The 18,833-nt window shown below is 70.5% G+C and carries 17 protein-coding genes and 1 pseudogene; 9 read left to right on the top strand and 9 right to left on the bottom strand.

Annotation, left to right across the window (positions count from 1 at the left end):
* Positions 1–4 precede the first annotated feature (4 nt).
* Positions 5–1,339, top strand: coding sequence for a Gfo/Idh/MocA family protein (locus ACFO8M_RS09820; protein WP_387974038.1), 1,335 nt, complete (start codon positions 5–7; stop codon positions 1,337–1,339).
* Positions 1,336–2,928 carry a glycoside hydrolase family 13 protein gene (locus tag ACFO8M_RS09825; RefSeq protein ID WP_387974042.1) on the top strand — a complete coding sequence of 531 codons (1,593 nt, stop codon included), beginning with the start codon at positions 1,336–1,338 and terminating at the stop codon, positions 2,926–2,928. The genes ACFO8M_RS09820 and ACFO8M_RS09825 overlap by 4 nt, the downstream gene beginning before the upstream one ends.
* Before the next feature lie 153 nt (positions 2,929–3,081).
* Here ACFO8M_RS09825 and ACFO8M_RS09830 read toward each other — a convergent pair whose 3' ends face one another.
* Positions 3,082–3,675, bottom strand: a complete 594-nt coding sequence (locus tag ACFO8M_RS09830; RefSeq protein ID WP_387974045.1) for a hypothetical protein — start codon at positions 3,673–3,675, stop codon at positions 3,082–3,084.
* Between the two features lie 118 nt (positions 3,676–3,793).
* Here ACFO8M_RS09830 and ACFO8M_RS09835 point away from each other — a divergent pair, with 118 nt between their 5' ends.
* Positions 3,794–4,387, top strand: a complete 594-nt coding sequence (locus ACFO8M_RS09835) for a hypothetical protein (protein ID WP_387974048.1) — start codon at positions 3,794–3,796, stop codon at positions 4,385–4,387.
* A 220-nt stretch (positions 4,388–4,607) separates the two neighbouring features.
* Complete coding sequence (gene disA / locus ACFO8M_RS09840) at positions 4,608–5,687, top strand: DNA integrity scanning diadenylate cyclase DisA (RefSeq protein ID WP_387974051.1); 1,080 nt, start codon at positions 4,608–4,610, stop codon at positions 5,685–5,687.
* 36 nt (positions 5,688–5,723) lie between these two features.
* Here the strand turns inward: disA and ACFO8M_RS09845 are convergent, their stop codons facing one another.
* Positions 5,724–6,386 carry a hypothetical protein gene (locus tag ACFO8M_RS09845; RefSeq protein ID WP_387974054.1) on the bottom strand — a complete coding sequence of 221 codons (663 nt, stop codon included), beginning with the start codon at positions 6,384–6,386 and terminating at the stop codon, positions 5,724–5,726.
* Between the two features lie 206 nt (positions 6,387–6,592).
* Here ACFO8M_RS09845 and ACFO8M_RS09850 point away from each other — a divergent pair, with 206 nt between their 5' ends.
* Positions 6,593–7,507 (top strand): A/G-specific adenine glycosylase, encoded by a 915-nt coding sequence (locus ACFO8M_RS09850; RefSeq protein ID WP_387974057.1) that lies wholly within the window; start codon positions 6,593–6,595, stop codon positions 7,505–7,507.
* Between the two features lie 489 nt (positions 7,508–7,996).
* Here the strand turns inward: ACFO8M_RS09850 and ACFO8M_RS09855 are convergent, their stop codons facing one another.
* From ACFO8M_RS09855 to ACFO8M_RS09870, 4 genes are all read right to left on the bottom strand, one after another.
* The gene (locus ACFO8M_RS09855; RefSeq protein WP_387974060.1) at positions 7,997–8,863 is read right to left on the bottom strand and encodes a PrsW family intramembrane metalloprotease; all 867 of its coding nucleotides are present in this window, start codon (positions 8,861–8,863) and stop codon (positions 7,997–7,999) included.
* Entirely contained in the window at positions 8,863–9,390 is a 528-nt protein-coding gene (locus ACFO8M_RS09860; RefSeq protein WP_387974062.1) for a hypothetical protein, read from the bottom strand. The genes ACFO8M_RS09855 and ACFO8M_RS09860 overlap by 1 nt, the downstream gene beginning before the upstream one ends.
* Positions 9,391–9,798: 408 nt before the next feature.
* Positions 9,799–10,020, bottom strand: a complete 222-nt coding sequence (locus ACFO8M_RS09865; protein ID WP_205328228.1) for a BldC family transcriptional regulator — start codon at positions 10,018–10,020, stop codon at positions 9,799–9,801.
* Positions 10,021–10,225: 205 nt separating this feature from the next.
* A complete protein-coding gene (locus tag ACFO8M_RS09870) occupies positions 10,226–11,062 on the bottom strand; it encodes a hypothetical protein (protein ID WP_387974065.1) in 837 nt (278 codons plus the stop codon).
* Between the two features lie 150 nt (positions 11,063–11,212).
* Between ACFO8M_RS09870 and ACFO8M_RS09875 the strand changes: the two genes are divergently transcribed.
* Together ACFO8M_RS09875 and ACFO8M_RS09880 are read left to right on the top strand one after the other, a co-directional pair.
* Positions 11,213–12,283: a Glu/Leu/Phe/Val dehydrogenase dimerization domain-containing protein gene (locus ACFO8M_RS09875; RefSeq protein WP_387974068.1), complete on the top strand. Its 1,071-nt coding sequence runs from the start codon at positions 11,213–11,215 to the stop codon at positions 12,281–12,283.
* Positions 12,284–12,563: 280 nt separating this feature from the next.
* Positions 12,564–12,779: pseudogene (locus ACFO8M_RS09880) on the top strand (DUF3073 domain-containing protein); the annotation flags it as partial.
* A 329-nt stretch (positions 12,780–13,108) separates the two neighbouring features.
* On the opposite strand, the gene ACFO8M_RS09885 reads toward ACFO8M_RS09880, so the two are convergent.
* The gene (locus tag ACFO8M_RS09885; protein WP_387974071.1) at positions 13,109–13,822 is read right to left on the bottom strand and encodes a hypothetical protein; all 714 of its coding nucleotides are present in this window, start codon (positions 13,820–13,822) and stop codon (positions 13,109–13,111) included.
* A 229-nt stretch (positions 13,823–14,051) separates the two neighbouring features.
* Here ACFO8M_RS09885 and ACFO8M_RS09890 point away from each other — a divergent pair, with 229 nt between their 5' ends.
* The gene (locus ACFO8M_RS09890; protein WP_387974074.1) at positions 14,052–15,497 is read left to right on the top strand and encodes an aldehyde dehydrogenase family protein; all 1,446 of its coding nucleotides are present in this window, start codon (positions 14,052–14,054) and stop codon (positions 15,495–15,497) included.
* A 188-nt stretch (positions 15,498–15,685) separates the two neighbouring features.
* Complete coding sequence (locus ACFO8M_RS09895; protein ID WP_387974077.1) at positions 15,686–16,645, top strand: resistance to Congo red protein; 960 nt, start codon at positions 15,686–15,688, stop codon at positions 16,643–16,645.
* A 194-nt stretch (positions 16,646–16,839) separates the two neighbouring features.
* On the opposite strand, the gene pstB is transcribed toward ACFO8M_RS09895, so the two are convergent.
* Both pstB and ACFO8M_RS09905 read right to left on the bottom strand, forming a co-directional pair.
* A complete protein-coding gene (gene pstB / locus ACFO8M_RS09900) occupies positions 16,840–17,634 on the bottom strand; it encodes a phosphate ABC transporter ATP-binding protein PstB (RefSeq protein WP_387976318.1) in 795 nt (264 codons plus the stop codon).
* A gap of 253 nt (positions 17,635–17,887) precedes the next feature.
* Complete coding sequence (locus tag ACFO8M_RS09905; RefSeq protein WP_387974080.1) at positions 17,888–18,739, bottom strand: DUF6042 family protein; 852 nt, start codon at positions 18,737–18,739, stop codon at positions 17,888–17,890.
* Positions 18,740–18,833 lie beyond the last annotated feature (94 nt).

The raw sequence follows: 18,833 nt of genomic DNA on the forward strand, positions 1-18,833 counted from the left end.
GCGCATGCCGATCCGACTGGGAATCCTGGGCGCCGGGGCGCGCGGCTCCGACGCGTACGGGGCCTGGGCCCTCGCCCACCCCGACCGCGCCTCCATTGCGGCCGTGGCCGACCCGATCCCGCACCGGCGCGAACGGCTCGCCGACTCCGGGAACGTGCCGATCGGGCACCGCTACCCCGACTGGCGCGACCTCATCGCCGACGCCGACGCGATCGGCCTGGACGCGATCGTGATCGCGCTCCCCGACGCCCTGCACGTGCCTGCCGCGCTCGCCGCCATCGAGAGCGGCCTGCCGATCCTCCTCGAGAAGCCCGCCGCGACCACCTCCGAGGACCTCGAGTCGCTCGCGGCCGCCGCACGCGACCGCAAGGCCCGCATATGGATCGGGCACGTAATGCGCTATCAGCAGTTCTGGCTCGCGATCCGGAGGCTCCTCGACGCCGGCGCGATCGGGCGGCTCATGACCATGCGCGTCGAGGAGAACATCGGGTTCTGGCACTACGCGCACTCCTACGTGCGCGGCAACTGGCGCAACCTCGCCACCTCCAGCCCGATGGTGCTCGCGAAGACCTGCCACGACCTCGACATGATCCGCTGGTTCGCGGGCGAGTCCCCGTCCTCTGTGGCCAGTGCCGGGAGCCTCACCCACTTCCGGCCCGAGAACGCGCCCGAAGGCGCGCCGGACCACTGCCTCGACGGGTGCCCGGCCGCCGGATCCTGCCCGTTCTACGCCCCGCGCTACTACGTCGATGCCCTTGCGGGCGAGGACGGCTGGCCGGTGGCGCTCCTCGGCGACGACCCGACCCCGGAGGGCCGCCTCGCGGCGCTGCGGACCGGGCCGTACGGGCGGTGCGTGTTCCACTCGGACAACGACGTGGTGGACCACCAGCAGACCGTCGTGGACTTCCCCGGCGGCCTGACCGCGACGCTCTCGACCTCGGCGTTCACCGGGCAGAACACGCGGACCGTGCGGCTGACCGGGACGGCGGGGGAGATCGCGGGGAACCTGCGGACGGGGACCGTCGAAGTGCACCTGTTCTCGCCGACGGCAGTGCTGCCGGAGGTGCCGGAGGCGCGGTTGGTCGCCCACGAGACACGGCCTCCGCTGGGGCACAGCGTGTTCGAGCTCAGTGCGGGACTGGTGGACGCCGAGGGGGAGCCGGACGACAAGGGCCATTCGGGCGGCGACGAGGCGCTGATCGACGCGTTCATCACGTCGCTGGAGGGCGGCGAGACGGCCGCGACGGACCTGGAGGCCTCTTTGGACAGCCACCGGATGGCGTTCGCGGCGGAGCGGTCGCGGCTCGAACGACGCACGATCGACTGGGAGGCACTGTGACTTGGTGGCGGGACGCGGCGATCTACCAGGTGTACCTGCGCAGTTTCGCGGACGGTGACGGCGACGGGATCGGCGACATCGCCGGCCTCGAATCGCGGCTCGTCTACCTGCGGGAGCTCGGCGTCGATGCACTGTGGATCAGTCCGTGGTACGTCTCGCCGATGGCCGACGGCGGGTACGACGTGGCCGACTACCGGGCGATCGACCCGGCGTTCGGCACGCTCCAGGACGCCGAACGGCTCATCGGGGCGGCGCATCAGTTCGGGCTGCGGATCATTGTGGACCTCGTGCCGAACCACACCTCCGACCAGCACCCGTGGTTCCAGGAGGCGCTGCGGTCCGAGCCGGGCTCGCCCGCACGCGAACGGTTCCACTTCCGGGACGAGCCGAACAACTGGCAGTCCCGCTTCGGCGGACCGGCATGGTCGCAAGTGGAGGACGGCCAGTGGTACCTGCACCTGTTCGACGCCTCCCAGCCCGACCTCAACTGGGACCACCCGGAGGTGCGGGAGGAGTTCCGCTCGATCCTGCGGTTCTGGCTCGACCGGGGCGTGGACGGCTTCCGCATCGATGTCGCGGCGCGCCTGGTGAAGCAGGCGGGCCTGCCGGACAAGCGCGGGCGGTTCGAAGGGGTGCCGACCTTCGACGACGAGCCCGGCGAGCCCGACAAGGACCGCCCGGAGGTGCACGAGATCTACCGGGACTGGCGACTCGTGTTGGGCGAGTATGGGAACGACCGGGTCTTCGTGGGCGAGATCTGGGTGGTCGACCCGGAGCGGTTCGCCATGTACCTGCGCCCGGACGAGCTGCACACAGCGTTCAATTTCGCGTTCCTCAAATGCGCGTGGGAGTCCGAGGCGCTCCGCTCGGTGATCGACCAGACCCTCGCGGCGCACGCGAAGGTGGACGCGCCGCCGACCTGGGTGCTGTCGAACCACGACGTGACCCGACACGTGACTCGCTACGGTCGCAAGGACAGTGCGTTCATGAAGCGGGTGCACGACGTGCCGGCCGACCTCGCGCAGGGCACCCGGCGGGCGCGGGCGGCGGCGCTGCTGAGCATGGCGCTGCCGGGCAGTGTGTATGTGTACCAAGGCGATGAGCTGGGGCTCCCGGAAGTCTTCGACCTGCCGGATGCGCTGCGCGAGGACCCCGTGTTCCGCCGGACCGATGGTCGCGACCTGGGCCGGGACGGCTGCCGGGTGCCGCTGCCCTGGGGCGGCGACGCGCCGCCGTACGAGTTCGGCAAGGGCGGCGCGTGGCTGCCGCAGCCGCCGGATTGGCGGGACCTGACGGCCGCGAAGCAGCTGGGCGACGCGGACTCGATGCTGTCGCTGTACCGCCTCGCGCTGCGCATCCGCAGAAGCGAGCAGGCGTTGGGTGACGGCGACATGCGTTGGCTGGTAAGCGAACCGGACGTGCTCGCGTTCGAGCGCGACCCCGGCTTCACCTGCATGGTGAACCTGACCGACCACCCGGTGGCGCTCCCGGAGGGCACCCCGCTGGTCGCCAGCGCCGACCTCATCGGCGCGGTGGGCGTCCCGGCCGAGCTGCCGCCGGACGCGGCCGTCTGGCTGCGCGCGGGTTGACGACTGCCGCCCCGAAACCCGATGCCCCGAACCGCCTCGCAGACCCATGCCGTCCCTAGCCCCCACCCACCACGAGAGGGGAATGTAGCGCCGACTTTCCCGCGCAGGTACGACAAGAACCGGCGCCCGCGGCCGCCATGTCACCCGAAAGTGTCAGGCGACCGAGCCGAACAGGCCGTGCCACAGCTCAGGGACGCGCGCATCGACGGCGGCCATCGCCTCGACGTGCGTGCCGCGCGGCAGCCGGATCAAGTATCGGGGTGGGCCGGCGGGCAGGACGAACCGTTCGAGGAGCGGGTCGTCGCGGTCGATCGGGTGGTGCAGGCGCAGCTCGATGGACCAGGACGTGTAGCTGAAGGCTGGCGAGGTCGCGCCGTTGAGCGAGTACTCGTGGAGGCCGATCGCGGCCGCGCTGTTCCAGGGAACGACGGCGTGGGCGTCGCCGTCGCTGATCCACAGACCGGCGTTGTCGGTGCTGATCGAGAGGTCGCTGCGCCGCCGGGCGTGACGGAGGCAGACGAACGCGAGCATCGGGAAGAGCAGCATGAGGATCGCGCCCGTCGCGATTGACTCCATCGGGTCCGCGACTCGGAGCGGGTTGATGATGGCCGTGACCAGTTTCAGCACGCCGTAGAGCGCGAGCGCGACGCCGGCGGCTCCGAAGAGCACCCATTTGCGGGCGATGCGGCGGCCGACGGGGACGGGGGTCGCGTCGGGTGTCGGGGTCGAGGTCGGTGCGGGGTACATGCTGGGCCAGCTTAGAACCGGTGTGCCGGCGCATCCGGGGTGAAGCGGCGACGCATGGTGATCGCGCCCGTGGCGGGAGTCGACCGGCCTCGCTAAAGTTGCGTGTCGGAGGTGAGCGGTGCGCAGGAGCTCGGAATGGGTCGTCGTCGAGCGCAGTTCACCCACCCGTCGGATCTCTTCCCTGGTCCTCTATTCGCTCGGTTGCGCCACGGTCGTGTTCGCGCTGTTCATGCTCGTCCGCACCGAGCCGGGCACTCTCGACTCGGGCGAGCCGAACCCCGTCGCGGCTCTCCCGGGGTTCTTCACGGTCATGGCCGTGATCGGCGCCACCAGCTTCCTCGTGCCGCTCGTGCGTCCGCCGAAGCTCATGGTGAACCACTTCGGGCTGCGCGTGCGCCCCGGTTTCGGCAAGAGCCTCCTCATTCCGTGGAGCAACGTCGAGGAGCTCGCCGCGATCCACGTCGGCGCCAAGCGGCGCGGCACCTCCTACCTCCTGTTCGCCGCCGACAACTACCTCGGACGCGGCGGCTCCGACCGGCCCGGGTTCCTCGGCCGCTCGGTGCTGCGCGAGGCCAACCGCGCCACGGAGGGTTTGGTCGCCGGGTTCGATCTCGCGGTGCGCTGCAAGGACTTCGCGCCCGAGCCGCAGCAGCTGCTGGCGCGTCTCGCCTCGTACGCGCCGGGTCACGTCCAGGTCGTCGACCGGCTCTAGCCGAGGGCTTGACCGCTTGTTCGCCGTGAGCGAAACCGGGCCTCGGCGCACGTGGGACCCCTGCGGATCGAAGGTCACGATCCGGGATGCACGGCTTGCCCCAAATGCCGCTCCCTGACCCGCTCTGATGATCCGTACACTGGAGTCGACCTGACCTCCCACCCCTGGAGGAGGGGTCGCCTCAGCCGCCCGGCCGTCAGCGCCGGCGGACCGTCCAGCATTGGGGGTACCCGTGGCGTCGATCCCGGACGAGGGCCTGCGCGCGACCCTGGCCACCATGGCGCCCGGCACCGCCCTGCGCGACGGCCTGGAGCGCATCCTGCGGGGCCGCACCGGCGCGCTCATCGTCGTCGGCTGCGACAGCCAGGTCGAAGACATCTGCACCGGCGGCTTCGAGCTCGACATCGAGTTCTCGGCCACCCGCCTGCGCGAACTGTGCAAAATGGACGGCGCGATCGTGGTCACCAACGACGGCTCGCGCATCGTCCGCGCCGGCGTCCACCTCATGCCCGATCCGTCGATCCACTCCAACGAGTCGGGCACCCGGCACCGCACCGCCGAGCGCGTCGCGATCCAGACCGGGTTCCCCGTGATCTCCGTGAGCCAGTCGATGCACACCATCGGCCTGTACATGGGCGACATCCACCACCTGCTCGAACCGTCCACGCAGATCCTCTCCCGCGCCAACCAGGCCCTCGCCACCCTCGAGCGCTACAAGCTGCGCCTCGACGAGGTCGCCGGGAGCCTCTCGAGCCTCGAGATCGAAGACCTCGTGACCGTGCGCGACGCCGTCACCGTCCTCCAGCGCCTCGAGATGGCCCGCCACATCGCCGACGAGGTCGAAGGCCACGTCATCGAACTCGGCACCGACGGGCGCCTCCTCGCCCTCCAGCTCGACGAGCTCATGGCCGGCGTGGACGCCGACCGCGAACTCATCGTGCGCGACTACCTGCCCGACGGCGCCGACTACCGCAAAGCCCTGCACACGGTGGACGCCATGCGCTCCCCCGACCTGCTCGACCTGATCGCCGTCGCCCGCTCGCTGGGCTACCCGAACTCCCCGGACGTGCTCGACCGGCGCGTCAGCCCCCGCGGCTACCGGATGCTCGCCAAAGTGCCGCGGCTGCCCGAAGCCGTCATCGAGCGGGTCGTGGGCCACTTCGGGGCGCTCCCCGAGCTGCTCGGGGTGACGGTGGAAGAGTTGCAGGACGTCGACGGGATCGGTCCCGGGCGGGCCCAGAGCATCCGCGAGTCGCTCACGCGCCTCGCCGAGGTCTCGATCCTCGACCGGTACCTGTAAGCCGACTCGCGGGCCGGCCGCATTGCCGGTGCGCCGCTAAGTCAGACGCAGGTTCGTCGGGGCCGAGGCGGCCTCGCCCAAACGCGCCCGCAGCTCGTACTCGCCCGCGGGCAGCTCCCGGCGGTCGCCCTCGCAGCCCTCGTCCGAAGCCAGGCCGTCCACGGTGAACTCCACGGTCTGGCCCGCGCCGTCGCTCAACTCGACCTCCTCGCCCTGCGGGGTCCCGCAGTGCGCGCTGGAGTAGACGACGTCCTCGCCGGCGGTCAGCTCGACGGCGACCTCCCGCAGGTTCGCGGTGCACGCGGTGTCCGCGCCACTGGCGACCAGGACGCTCACCGGCACCTCCGAACCCGAACGCACCTCGTCGAACGCGGCGACCACCTGCAGCATGAGCTCCTCGGCCGGGCAGACCTCCACCGGCGGCTCGGTCGGGCTCGGCGGATCGCTCGGCTCCTCCGCGGCCGGCGTCTCCCGTATGTAAGGCCGGTTCACGGTCGCCGAGGACGACGGCACCTGCCATTCGTTCTGGGCCGGATCGGCCTCGCCCACAGGGTCCTCATCGCCGCCGCCGAACGCGCTGAGCACCAACACGACCAGGAGCACGACCGCGAGCACCGCGCCGGCCACGATCCCCCGGCGCTTCCAATAGACCGACTCCGGCTCCGAGCCCTTCACGAACTTGCCCTTGAAACCCTGCACGCCGGGACGCTAACGCAGCGGAGTCGCGTGAGAGCGGAATTACACGCAACTGCGCCTAGAGCGGACCCGAAAACGTCGTACCCCTCGGGCACTTTGGAAACCGGGGACCCTTGCCCAGGCATGCGATGCGTGTTCGGAGTGCCCGCCGAACCGGCCGCGGCAACCCCCGGAGCCGAACGTCAGACCCCGCCACGACAATGGGAGACATGCGCGCAGCCGAGCCGACCTCCAAGACCTCGCCGGACCTGCCCTCCCCGGCGGAAATCAGCGCACGCCTCCTCCCCTGGTTCGACGCGCACAACCGCACCGAACTGCCCTGGCGCCGACCCGGGACCACCGCCTGGGGCGTGCTCGTCTCCGAAGTCATGAGCCAGCAGACCCAGGTCGCCCGCGCCGCCCCCGTGTGGGAGGCCTGGATGGCGCGCTGGCCCACCCCGGCCGACCTCGCCGACGCCCCGACCGCCGACGTCCTGCGCGAATGGGGCCGCATGGGCTACCCGAGGCGCGCCCTGCGCCTCCAGGAGTGCGCGCGGATCGTGGCGACCGAGCACGGCGGCGTCGTCCCCGCCGACCCGGCCGAGCTCGAGAAGCTGCCGGGCATCGGCGTCTACACGGCCGCGGCCGTCGCGGTGTTCCACTACGGCCGCAGGCACGCCGTCGTGGACACGAACGTGCGCCGCGTCGTCGCCCGCCTCGGCGGGCAGAGCGACGCCGGCACCGCCACCACGAAGGCCGACCTCGCCGCCGCCGCGTCGCTCCTGCCCGAGGACGCCCCGACCGCGGCCCGCGTCTCGGTCGCGCTCATGGAGCTCGGGGCGCTGGTGTGCACGGCCCGCAAACCCGAGTGCGGCACCTGCCCGGTGAGCGACACGTGCGGGTTCTCCGGTCAGGAGGTCCCGGCCGGGCCGAGCCGGAAGCGCCAGCGGTACAAGGGCACCAACCGGCATGTGCGCGGCGAGGTCATGGCCCTGCTCCGGGACGCCGACGAACCGGTCGAGCGGGCCCGGATCGACGCGGTGTGGCCGGACGCGAGGATGCTCGACGAGGCCGTTTCGCAACTCATCGCCGAGGGACTCATCGGCACCGATGAATCGGGCCGATTCGAACTCCCGTCCCAGTGACAAACCCTCCGGCCACTGGTAGCGTCGGAATTGAGATAACTTCACGATGCTCGGTCGGCGCCGATTCTCAGATCGGCGGCCCTGGGTCGAACCTCACTCATCACCAAGTGAGGCGCCGGACGGACCTTCGGGTCCGGCTCATCCGGTGCCAGGGCCGAATCGCCTACCGCAGGGCCGCCCCCGAGCGGCCGGCCAGGAACACGACGACGCGGCTCGCGCCATGAACCGTCGCGTCGACCGCGGACCGGACGCACGAAAAGCGGGCCAAGTGGGAGCGGACGCCTTGAGCGACGGACGCGACCGGGCAACGGCAATGCCGTTCGGGTACCGCGCGCTCAGACCCGGGCGGCATTGTTACGTGCCGATAGGGAGTCATCCTCGCTTCCGCAAGAGTGTCGTACCCCTATGAGACGGTGTCCTTTTCACTGGTAGTGGTGAAGGTGGGAATGGGTGGGTACCCGGGGCCGCCCGTACGCCCGCCAGGCCGGCTCAAGCCGCCTCCGCCTCGCTCGCGATCGGCGCTTCCACCCGCTTCGCCCAGCGCACCAGCCACCACACGATGAGCACCGCCGGCAGCCCCTTGAGCATCACCCCGGCGAGCACGCCGAACGCGCCCAGCCCGAGCCCGTCCCGCAGCAGCGGCGAGTTCCACAAGGCGTGCAAAGCGATCACACCCGCCAGCGAACCGGCCGCGACCCACACCGACCGCCCCGTCTTCCGCGTCGCCGCATACGCCACCCCGGCGCCCACGATCGCCGTGAACACCGCATGGCTCCACAACCCCGCGAGCACCCCGCGCACGATGAACACCGCGATCACCGGCTCCACCACGTCCCCCGCCCGGTTCAGCACCGTGCTCGACATCGCGAACGCGTAGCCCTCCACGATCTGGAACCCCACACCGCAGAAGGCGCCCAACACGATCCCGTCGAGCACGCCGTGCACGCGCCCCCAGGCGATCGCGACCACCAGCACCACACCCGCGGCCTTCACCGCCTCCTCGACCAACGGGGCGGCCAGCACCGGCGACCACCGCTCGGCCCACGCCGGGCCCTGCGCGGTCGCCAGCAGGCCGTACAAGGCGCGCGAACCGAACAGCGACGTCATCACCGCCACGGTCGCTCCCCACACCAGGCCGAGCGCGAGCGCGGCCGCCGGGAGCGCGAGCCGGTCGGAGACGCGCCCCCGCAACCACCAGAACGGGATCGCGAAGAGCGAGAACAGAAGCAGTGCGGTCGTCCCGGCCCGCGGGTAGGCGAGCGCGACCGGCAGCGTGTTGTACAGCAGCAGGATTCCCGCAGCACCGATGAGCATCGCGGCCGTCCACTGGACGGGGGAGGCCGGGTCGAGGCGCATCAGGCGGTCCCGAAGGACAACTGGGCGATGAGCGCGTCGATTCTGTCCACAGTGGCAGAGTCTAGCGACGTGCCAGTGGCCGTGACCTCGGCCCGGATCGTGTCGTGGACGAAGGCGCACGCGAAACCGGCGCCGGTCTCGGTGACGAAGCTGCGCCCGGCGCCCTCGACCCCGTCGGCCGCGCACGCGCGGGGCTCGGTGAGCTGCACGCCCGGTTGCACTTCGAGCAGACGGGACATCTCCTCGGCCAGGTACTCGGCGTCGAAGTCGTAAGGACCGGCCACGGCGATGTCGACCTCGGCGTCCCCGACGAGGAACTCGACGCGACCAGAGCCGGGCTGGTAGAAGCCGGGACGCATCCGGACCTCGTCCGGCGCAGTGAGAGTGACACCCGAAAGGGTGAACGTCTCGCCGCCGACATCGACGGTGGGGGAGACGGCCTTGTTCAGCAAGGGCACGCCGAGCGCGAACATGAGAACCACCGCCGCGACGGCGGTGGCGATGGCAAGGCTCCTCGTACGCGTCACGCACCAAGCGTGGCACGAGCCATTTGGAAGCGCATCGGGAACGCCCGCCTATGGGAGCGTGAGGCCCGGTTCGCAGCGATGGCCATCCCAGGGGCAAAGGCAATGCCGCGCCTTGAGGGGCGCGGCGATGGAGCCATGGGGTTATTCGTTCAGGAAGCGGGCCCTGAGGGAGGGCCCGCATCCTCGGTTGTCGAGCTCCGCGGTGCCGACGTCCGCGGCTTCGATGGGGCATTGCCACTCGTCTGCGGCTCGCACGCTTTGCCGAGACTGATCATTCACGGCTCGCAGGCTTTGCCGAAAGTGATCATTTGCGGCCGGAAGGGTGGTCCGGCCCTGGTTCCTGCACCGTGTCGCCACGGCGCTGTTGCTGCTAGCGATGGCGGTGCCCGGTCGGTGGCACCTCCGCCGCTACTCCGCGGCTACGCGCTGAGCCGGGATGTCGCCGTTGATCAGGGCGCGGATCTCGGACTCGCGGTAGCGGCGGTGGCCGCCGAGGGTCCGGATCGCCGAGATCTTGCCGGCCTTCGCCCACCGGGTAACGGTCTTGGGGTCGACGCGGAACATCGCGGCGACTTCGGACGGGGTAAGCAGGGCCTCGGATTCCACCGGAAGGTTCAGCTCTGTCGTCATCGTTCTTCTCCTCCACAGACGGGCTGCGAATCACCGGCGCCGAGCCTTGATTCGTTCCTTCTCCAATCGTCCGGCCTGTCGTAGATGTCCGACATAGGCCGAACGGCCGATTTTGCTTGGACTTTCCGGCTGGTCCCCTCATCCGAGTGATCACTCCACATGCGAATGCCCAGGCAGCGGGCTCGTCGTGGTGCAGCGTCCGAGGTCAGTTGAGTCGTTCCGCGAGACGACGATCACGCCATCGGTCGACAAGGCGCGCATAGCAATCCTGGGCCTCCTCGGGTTCGGAGGCGCCGAGGTGGTCGACGGCCTGCCAAGTGAGGTCGACCGAGTCCTCTTCGCGCAGCTCCTCGGGGTCCATCCGGGCGGCCAGCCCCCCGTAGTCGAGCTCCACGACCGAGTCGCGGTGGAAGCCGTCGAGCCACTCGCCGGTCTCGGTGAGGGCCTCGGCCAGTTCGGCCCCCTCTCCGAACTCGGCCCGCACCAGGTTCCTGGCGACCACGATGCCCGTACGGGCCTTGGCGATCGGCGTGCGGTAGCGCAGCTGGGCCACGCCCCGCTGGATCACCAGCTCGCGGTCCTCGGGCCTGACGCAGGCGAACCAGCGCAGCGGGACCGACCAGGACGCGACGTGCTCGTGCGCGTCGGCCGGGGCCTCGTGGCGGTCGACGCCGTCGTCGAGGGCGACGACCTCGGCCGCCGAGGACAGGAACTCCGCGGGGAACAGCGCCTCGGCCACGGCCTCGGGGGTCAGCCGCCGCACCTCGAGCGCGGAGGCGGCGATCCGGTAGCGGAGGTTCCACGGGCAGATGAGCGGGTCGGCCGTGCGGCCGCGATCGATGACGTACGCGTCGCGCGCGAACGAAGGCACTCCCCGCCAGGGCCAACCGATCCGCTCGTAAAGTGCTTCTCGGCGCAGCCGCGGGCCTTCGAGGGGGTCGACGGCGCGTCCCGATGCGGCGTACGCGCGCCAGTAGTCGGCGTCGACGAACGCCCCCGCCGGCTCGTAGACGCGCAGATAGGACGCGTTCGGTGCGTACACGAGGCAGATACTTCCATAGTCATATGCTGGTGGCGTAGGCATACCCGCGCTACGAACGGATGAGTCGGCCGAGACCCGGCCGCCCCCTGGGGCGGGGCCCGCAGCGCCGCGGCGCAGGGCCACCCCGCGAGAAGAACTGGAGAGCAAGCCATGAGCATCTTCGACGGCAGCGGCCACGAACAGGTCGTGTTCTGCAACGACCCCGATTCGGGGCTGCGCGCGATCATCGCGATCTACTCCACCGCGCTCGGGCCGGCCCTCGGCGGCACCCGCTTCTACCCTTACGCCACTGAGGAGGACGCCCTCCAGGACGTGCTCCACCTCTCCGAGGGCATGGCCTACAAGAACGCGATCGCGGGGCTCGACCACGGCGGCGGCAAGGCCGTCATCTGGGGCGACCCGGCCGTTGACAAGAGCGAGGCGCTGCTGCGCGCCTACGGCCGCTTCGTCGAGTCGCTGGGCGGGCGCTACGTGACCGCGTGCGACGTCGGCACCTACGTCGAGGACATGGACCACGTCGCGCGCGAGACCCGCCACGTGAGCGGGCGCAGCCCCGAGGCCGGCGGGGCCGGGGACTCCTCGATCCTCACCGCGTTCGGCGTGTTCCAGGGGATGCGCGCGGCGGCCCAGCACCGCTGGGGCGCGGTGGACCTGGCCGGCCGCACGGTCGGCGTGGCCGGGCTCGGCAAGGTCGGGCGCCACCTCATCCCGCACCTGCTCGAGGCCGGGGCCGAGGTCGTCGCCTGCGACGTGAACCAGGCCGCGATCGACTGGGCCCGGGAACGCTTCCCGCAGGTGCGCATCGTGGCCGACGCGGACGAGCTCATCTCCTCCGGGATCCACGTGTACGCGCCGTGCGCCCTCGGCGGAGTCCTCAACGAGAGCTCCCTCAAGACCCTCGACGCCGAGATCGTGTGCGGCGCCGCGAACAACCAGCTGGCCGAGCCGGGCGTCGCGGCCGAGCTCGACCGGGCCGGGATCCTCTACTGCCCCGACTACGTGGTGAACTCGGGCGGGGTCATCCAGGTCGCCGACGAGTACGACGGCGCGTTCGACTTCAAGCGGGCCGAGCGGCGCACCGCCGGGATCTTCGCGACCACCGCACGCATCCTCGAGCGGGCCAAGGGCGAGGGCACGACCCCGGTCGCGGCCGCCGACGCGCTCGCCGAGGAGCGCATGGCCGCGGTCGGCCGCCTCCAGAGGGTGCGGCTCTTCCGCTGACGCCGACCGGTCCCCGGTGCGCGCGAGCGCGCGCCGGGGCACGTTTTCGATCACCGCGTGTCGCCGGACGCGTTCGCACAGCAAGAACGAATCTCACGATTCGGGCTGTTGTTCGTCCCGGTCTGGTGGTCATCGCCGGTAATCTGTGGCATCCAACTCATGGGCCGGGATGCACTCCTGCGCTTCGAGGTTGTACCGTAGGAGCCACGAAGAGATTGCAAGCATTCCGGGGCGCCTTATCGGCCGCCCCGATGATTTCTGTGCGAGGGGGTCGAGCCATATGGGGCGAGGCCGAGCTAAGGCAAAGCAGACCAAAGTGGCCCGTAAGCTCAAGTACCATTCTCCGAACACCGACATCCGAGCGCTGGAGCGCGAACTCGGTGGCGGTCGTGAGGACGAGGTCGACATTGAGCCTCCTGAAAAGGAGCCGGACCCGTATGCCGCTTACGCCGACGATCGGTACGACGGAGACGAAGACGACCTCCGTGAAGATGACTGGCTCCCGCCTAAGAAGCAGTTAGCCGACCAGGCGGGCCCGGCCGACCGATACTCGCAATCTCCATATCCAGTACGCGCAGGTGCCTTCAACGACCCCTGCCCGAACCCCAGGTCCGCTCCCCCACGAGCCGGGCCCGAGGCGCTGGAGCAAAGACTTCGGATACCGGCGGACGCGCGGCCTCGACGGGCCGATTTACGGCTCGCAAGCCTCGCCGAGGCTGCATGCGAACCGTGAATTAGCGAAGTCTTTGGGATAACAGCCAATACGCACGAACGAAGAGGCGGCGCGACCTAGGTCGCGCCGCCTCTTCGGCTGCTCGAATGCGGTTACTGCTGCGGCGCCTGGGGCCACGGGTTCTGCTGGGTCGCCGGCGGCGCCTGCGGGGCCTGGGGCTGCACCGCGGGCTGCTGCCCGGTCGGGTAGGCCTGCGGGGCGGCCGGGGCCGCGGCCGGGGCGGCCGAGCCGGGGACCATGACCGCGCCTGCGGCGAACAGACCGTACGCGGCCACGAGCAGGAGCGCGCCGATCCAGGCCGAGGCGTCGGAGGCCGAATCGCCCTCGCCGAGCGCCAGCATCGTGAACAGGAGCTTCGCGAGGAAGAGCGACGCGCCGGCGATCGTCAGCGCCTTCCACAGCGTCCGCAGCTTCTCACCGGTGAACAGGGTCAACGCGAACGTGACGATGACGGCCACGAGGATCGAGAGGACGCCGCCGCTGATCTCGCTGCTGACGAACGTCGACAGCGTCGTCCCGTCGAGGCTGCTGAACTCGTCGGAGCCCGAGCCGCCGGAGCTGGTGCCGGCGATGAGCCCGGCGAGCACCAGCGTGCCGAGGCCCGAGAGGCCGAGGATCGCGGGCATGGAGGGCACGCCGAGCTTGTCGAACAGCGACGGCGCCGGGGGAGCGTAGGCCGCGTACTGCTGCTGGGCCTGGTACTGGGCCTGAGGCGAGGCGTAGGGCGCCTGGGGGTACGCCTGCTGTTGGGGCTGGCCGGAGGTCGGCTGCTGGGGATACCCCGCACCTGATTGCTGTTCACTCATGTCCTCATCATGCCTTGGGCGGGCAAGTGGACGCATTCGGGTTGCGAGGGCATCCCCTGCAAGGAGCCCGAACGCGCGGGCGGTCGCGGGCCTTGAGCGGACGCGCGGGTCACTTGTGGCGCCGCGACCCGCCACGGGCCCTTCGCGTTTCGCGGACCGGATCGGTCCGGCTCGGATTCGCGGGGCCCAACCGCAGCACCGGCAGCGCCTGAACCCGTAGGCTGGAAACATGTCGCAACGTCTCCGTCCCGTTTCGCCTATTTGGGTGGCCGGCCGTCCGCAGCACGGCGAGGAGGAGTTCTTCGTCACCCACCCCTTCGACGAGTCCCCGGTCGGCGCCACCTCATGGGCGACCGCCGGGCAGGTGGAGGCCGCCGTGGCCGCCGCCTCGGGGGTCGCGCCCGAATGCGCCTCGCTGCCGGCGCACGTGCGGGCCGAGGCCCTCGAACACGTCCGCCGCCGCCTGGACGAAGAGGCCGAGACCTGCGCCGAGCTCATCACCGCCGAATCCGGCAAGCCGATCGCGTGGGCCCGCGTCGAAGTGCGGCGGGCCGTCTCGACGTTCCGGTGGGCGGCCGAAGAGGCCCGGCGCTTCGTCGGCGAAGTGCAGCGGCTCGACACGGACTCGGCGGCCGAGGGCCGCCTGGCGCTCGTGCGGCGCTTCCCGCGCGGCCCCGTGCTCGGCATCTCCCCGTTCAACTTCCCGCTGAACCTCGTGGCACACAAGGTGGGCCCGGCGATCGCGGCCGGCTGCCCGATCGTGGTCAAACCGGCCCCGTCGACGCCGCTGTCGGCCCTCCACCTGGGCGCGCTGTTCTCCGAGACGGACCTGCCCCCGGCGATGCTCTCGGTGCTGCCGGTGCCCAACCACCGGGCCGACCAGCTCGTGGACGACCCGCGGCTGCCCGTCGTCTCGTTCACCGGCTCAGGGCCCGTGGGCAAGCAGATCCTGCGGCGGATCCCCGAGAAGCACGTGACGCTCGAACTCGGCGGCAACGGGGCGGTGCTCGTCGGCGCCGACTACCCGAAGCGGGAATGGGCGGCCGAGCGGATCGCGATGTTCGGGAACTACCAGGCCGGGCAGTCGTGCATCGCGGTGCAGCGGGTGTTCATCGAAGCACCCGCCTACGCCGACATGGCCGCCCGGATCGTCGAGCACGTCAAGGCGCTGCCCTCGGGCGACCCGAACGACCCGTCGTGCAAGGTCGGGCCGCTCATCAGCGCGGACGCGGCCGCACGCGTCGAGGGGTGGATCGAAGAGGCCGTGGACGAGGGCGCGAAGGTCCTGTGCGGCGGCACGCCGCGCGACGGATCGCTCGTCGAGCCGACGGTGCTCGCGAACGTGCGCCCGGACGCCAAGGTGCTGCGCGAAGAGGTCTTCGGGCCGGTCCTGGTGCTCGCCAGCGTCGACGGGTTCGAAGAGGGGCTCGCCGCCGTCAACGACTCGCGGTACGGGCTGCAGGCCGGGGTGTTCACCGAGAGCCTGCCGCAGGCGATGCTCGCCCACCGCACCCTCCAAGTCGGCGGTGTGATCATCGGGGACGTGCCCTCGTTCCGGGCCGACCAGATGCCGTACGGCGGGGTCAAGGGCTCCGGCGTGGGCCGCGAGGGCGTGCGATCGGCCATGGAGGACTACACGGTCGAACGGGTGCTCGTCCTTCCGGACACTCTTTGACGCACTGATTCGGGTGCCCGGGCACCGGCGGCCACAGCCGGGCCCGAAGCCGCCGAGTGGCGCATCACCTCGCACCGGTGACGGCAGCGGCCCTTCGGCCCCATCGCACCCCGCTGAGCTGCGATATTCCTTACTCGATGCCGACCCTGCTTCGGCCGACTCTTGACAAGTCCCTATAGCGTGGCGACATGACTGTCCCTCCGAATTACGGTCCTCCCCCGGAGCAGCCGCAAACCCCCGGCTACGGTTACCAGTCGCCTTACAGCGGCGGCCAGAGCCCTTACGGCGGCCAGCCTCAGCAGCCCGCGTACGGCGGAGGCGCGCAGCAGCCGCCCTACGGCCAGGACCCGGGCGCCCCTTACGGCGGCCCCGTCCTCCCGCCCGAGCCGCCGAAGCGGAACCTCGGACTCATCGGCGGCATCGTCGTCGGCGTCACCGTCCTCGTACTCGGCGCGGTCCTGCTCGTCACGCTGAACCTCAAGGGCGACAAGGACGACGACACCGCCGAAGGCGGGGGCGACACCTCCGAGTCCGCCTCCGAGGAGCAGCACACGCCCGAGGAGGACGCGACCACCCCCGCGGACGACGCGGGTTCCGAAGTGGGCCAGTGCCTCCCCTACGAGTCGGTGGTCGAAGGCAGCGGGTTCGGCCTCGTCGACTGCGCCGACGCGACGGCGTTCTGGGAGATCACCGCGCAGTCCTACGACGTCGCCGACATCACCGTGGACGACGAGGGCAACCTGACCGACACCGCGCCGGTCTACGAGATGTGCGGCGCCACCTCGGGCTACATCATCGCCGGCGAGGCGTGGACGAAATGGGACTACGTCTACTCCGCCGGGAGCCTCGACTCGCTCTACTGCCTCACGGCGGTCGGCAACCCCGACCCGGAGGAGCCCGGGCACCTGCCCCACACCCCGGACGTCGGCGAGTGCTTCGACGACAGCCCGCAGTGGTGGACGGTGGACTGCTCCTCCGACCTGGCGCTCTACACCTTGGTCGAAACGATCCCGCTGGACGAGCCGGTGGCGGACATGACCGACGAAGAGGCCGACGAGCAGGGCGCCGCCTGCGCCACCGACTGGTACTGGCAGATGACCGACCTGGAAGGCCGGACCCACGGATTCATCTGCGGGAACGACGTCTAGGCGAAACTTCAGCTGAGACGGGGCGGCCGCCGGCCGCCCCGTTTCGCGTCCCCACCCGGCGGTGCCTGCACGCCCGGCCCGACGCAGCGGTTCGCCGTCCCGCTCACGCGGTGCTCCACCGTCCCGCCCATCGGCGGGCACGGAAACGGCGGTGCGAACCCCTCGATCGCACCGCCGTAAGTCCTGTCGCGGCTCTAGCCGAAGCGGCCGGTGATGTAGTCCTCGGTCCGCGAGTCGGACGGGTTGGAGAACAGGCGCTGGGTCTCGTCGAACTCGACCAGGAAGCCGTAGCGCTCGCCCGCGTCGTCGACCGCCGCGGAGAAGAACGCCGTCGAGTCGGAGACTCGGGCGGCCTGCTGCATGTTGTGCGTGACGATCACGATCGTGTAGTCGCGCACCAGCTCGCTCATGAGCTCCTCGATGCGCGCGGTCGCGATCGGGTCGAGGGCCGAGCACGGCTCGTCCATGAGCAGGACCTCCGGCTGCACGGCGATCGCGCGGGCGATGCACAGGCGCTGCTGCTGCCCGCCCGAGAGCGCCAGAGCGCTCTTCTTCAGGTTGTCCTTGACCTCGTCCCACAGCGCCGCGCCGCGGAGCGCCTGCTCCACGCGGTCGGCCAGGTTGTCCTTCATGCCGTTGATGCGCAGGCCGTAGGCGACGTTGTCGAAGATCGACTTCGGGAACGGGTTCGCCTTCTGGAAGACCATGCCGATGTGGCGGCGCACCGCGATCGGGTCGACGCCCGGAGCGTAGATGTCCTGGCCGTGGAACGAGATGTTTCCGGTGACCTTCGCTCCCGGAATGAGGTCGTTCATACGGTTGATCGAGCGCAGCACCGTGGACTTGCCGCAGCCCGAGGGCCCGATCATCGCGGTGATCTGGTTGCGCGCCACGGGCAGGGAGACGTCGCGGACCGCGTGCGCCTTGCCGTAGTGGATGTCGACGCCCTTGATGTCGATGACCGTCTCGGTCTTCACGGGCGCGCCAATTCGGCCCTGCGGGGTCAGGCCCGCGATGGGGGCCTTGGCGCGGGTACCAGTCTCGTTCACGCTCACGCGAACTCCAATCACCGAATGTCAACCGCCGTTAACGTGTTCTGCCCTCATGGAACGCCATGCAGGTGCACGCCGGTGAACGTATAGGTGAACTGGGGGTGAATGGAATCCGCTCCTGAGTTCGGTCGTTCAGATGTGACGCAGGTCGATGTTCGAACGGGTGTTCGAGATCACGCGGGATCGACGCTCAGGCGTGCTCGGGCGGCAGCAACTCGTCGTTCGGGTAGCCGCCGAGCAGGTCGTCAGAGGCGGTGAGCGTGAACTCCTCCGCGATCGCGACCTGGCCGAGGTCGACCGATCCGGCCACGTCCCCGTCCTCGGCGAGCTCCATGAGCATCCCGCGGATCACCGGGGCCGGGACGCCCGCGTCCTCGGCGAGCGCCGCCAGGCTGACGGTCACGGTGGCCGACTTCGCCCCTCCGGGCAGCACGAAGTGGCCCTCGTCGTCGAACTCGTAGTCGACCCCGCCGACCCGCCGGATCGCGATCGCCGTCAGCTCTTCGAGGTCGCCGCGCTGGTCGGCGGCCTCCTCGATGGCTTCGAGCTTGTCGAACGCGAGCACGTCGAACGGGTTGATGTACAGCAGCGGGGCGACGTACAGCTTCCCCTCACGCATCTCGGAGCGGTACAGCCCCAGCGCGAGCAGGAACTCCAGGAGGTCGCGGACGGTGTGCGGCACGGGCAGTCCGGCCCGGCGGCAGTGGGTGGTGAAGGTGTCGATGCGTTCGGAGCGCTCGGCGGTGGCCCGGTCGTACTCCTCGCGGGCTTCCTTCTCTATGACCTCTTGGGAGGCGCCCAGGTGGTGCTCGGAGGCTTCGGCGATCCAGTCGTCGACGTCGCCCGGGTCGCACCAGACCGGTTCGTTCCAGATGTCGTCTTCGGGGAAGGCGTCGGCCCACCAGCTCGCCGGGAACGGATTGACCGAGGGGACGGTGCGGAACAACTCGATGCTGCACGGCATGATGCGGATCCACGCTGGGTGCATCGGGGCTTGGACGGGGCCGGACTCGTCGCCGAAGGGCCTCTCGAAAGATTCCACCCATCGACGGTATCAGCGCGGGACGACACCGCCGCGCCGCTGGGGCGCGACTTCGCTTTCAGCGTAGCGGCGCGGAGGAGGCCGTCCCGGCGAG

Origin of the sequence: Glycomyces rhizosphaerae (assembly GCF_042647865.1) — a bacterium.
Taxonomy (GTDB): domain Bacteria; phylum Actinomycetota; class Actinomycetes; order Mycobacteriales; family Micromonosporaceae; genus Glycomyces; species Glycomyces rhizosphaerae.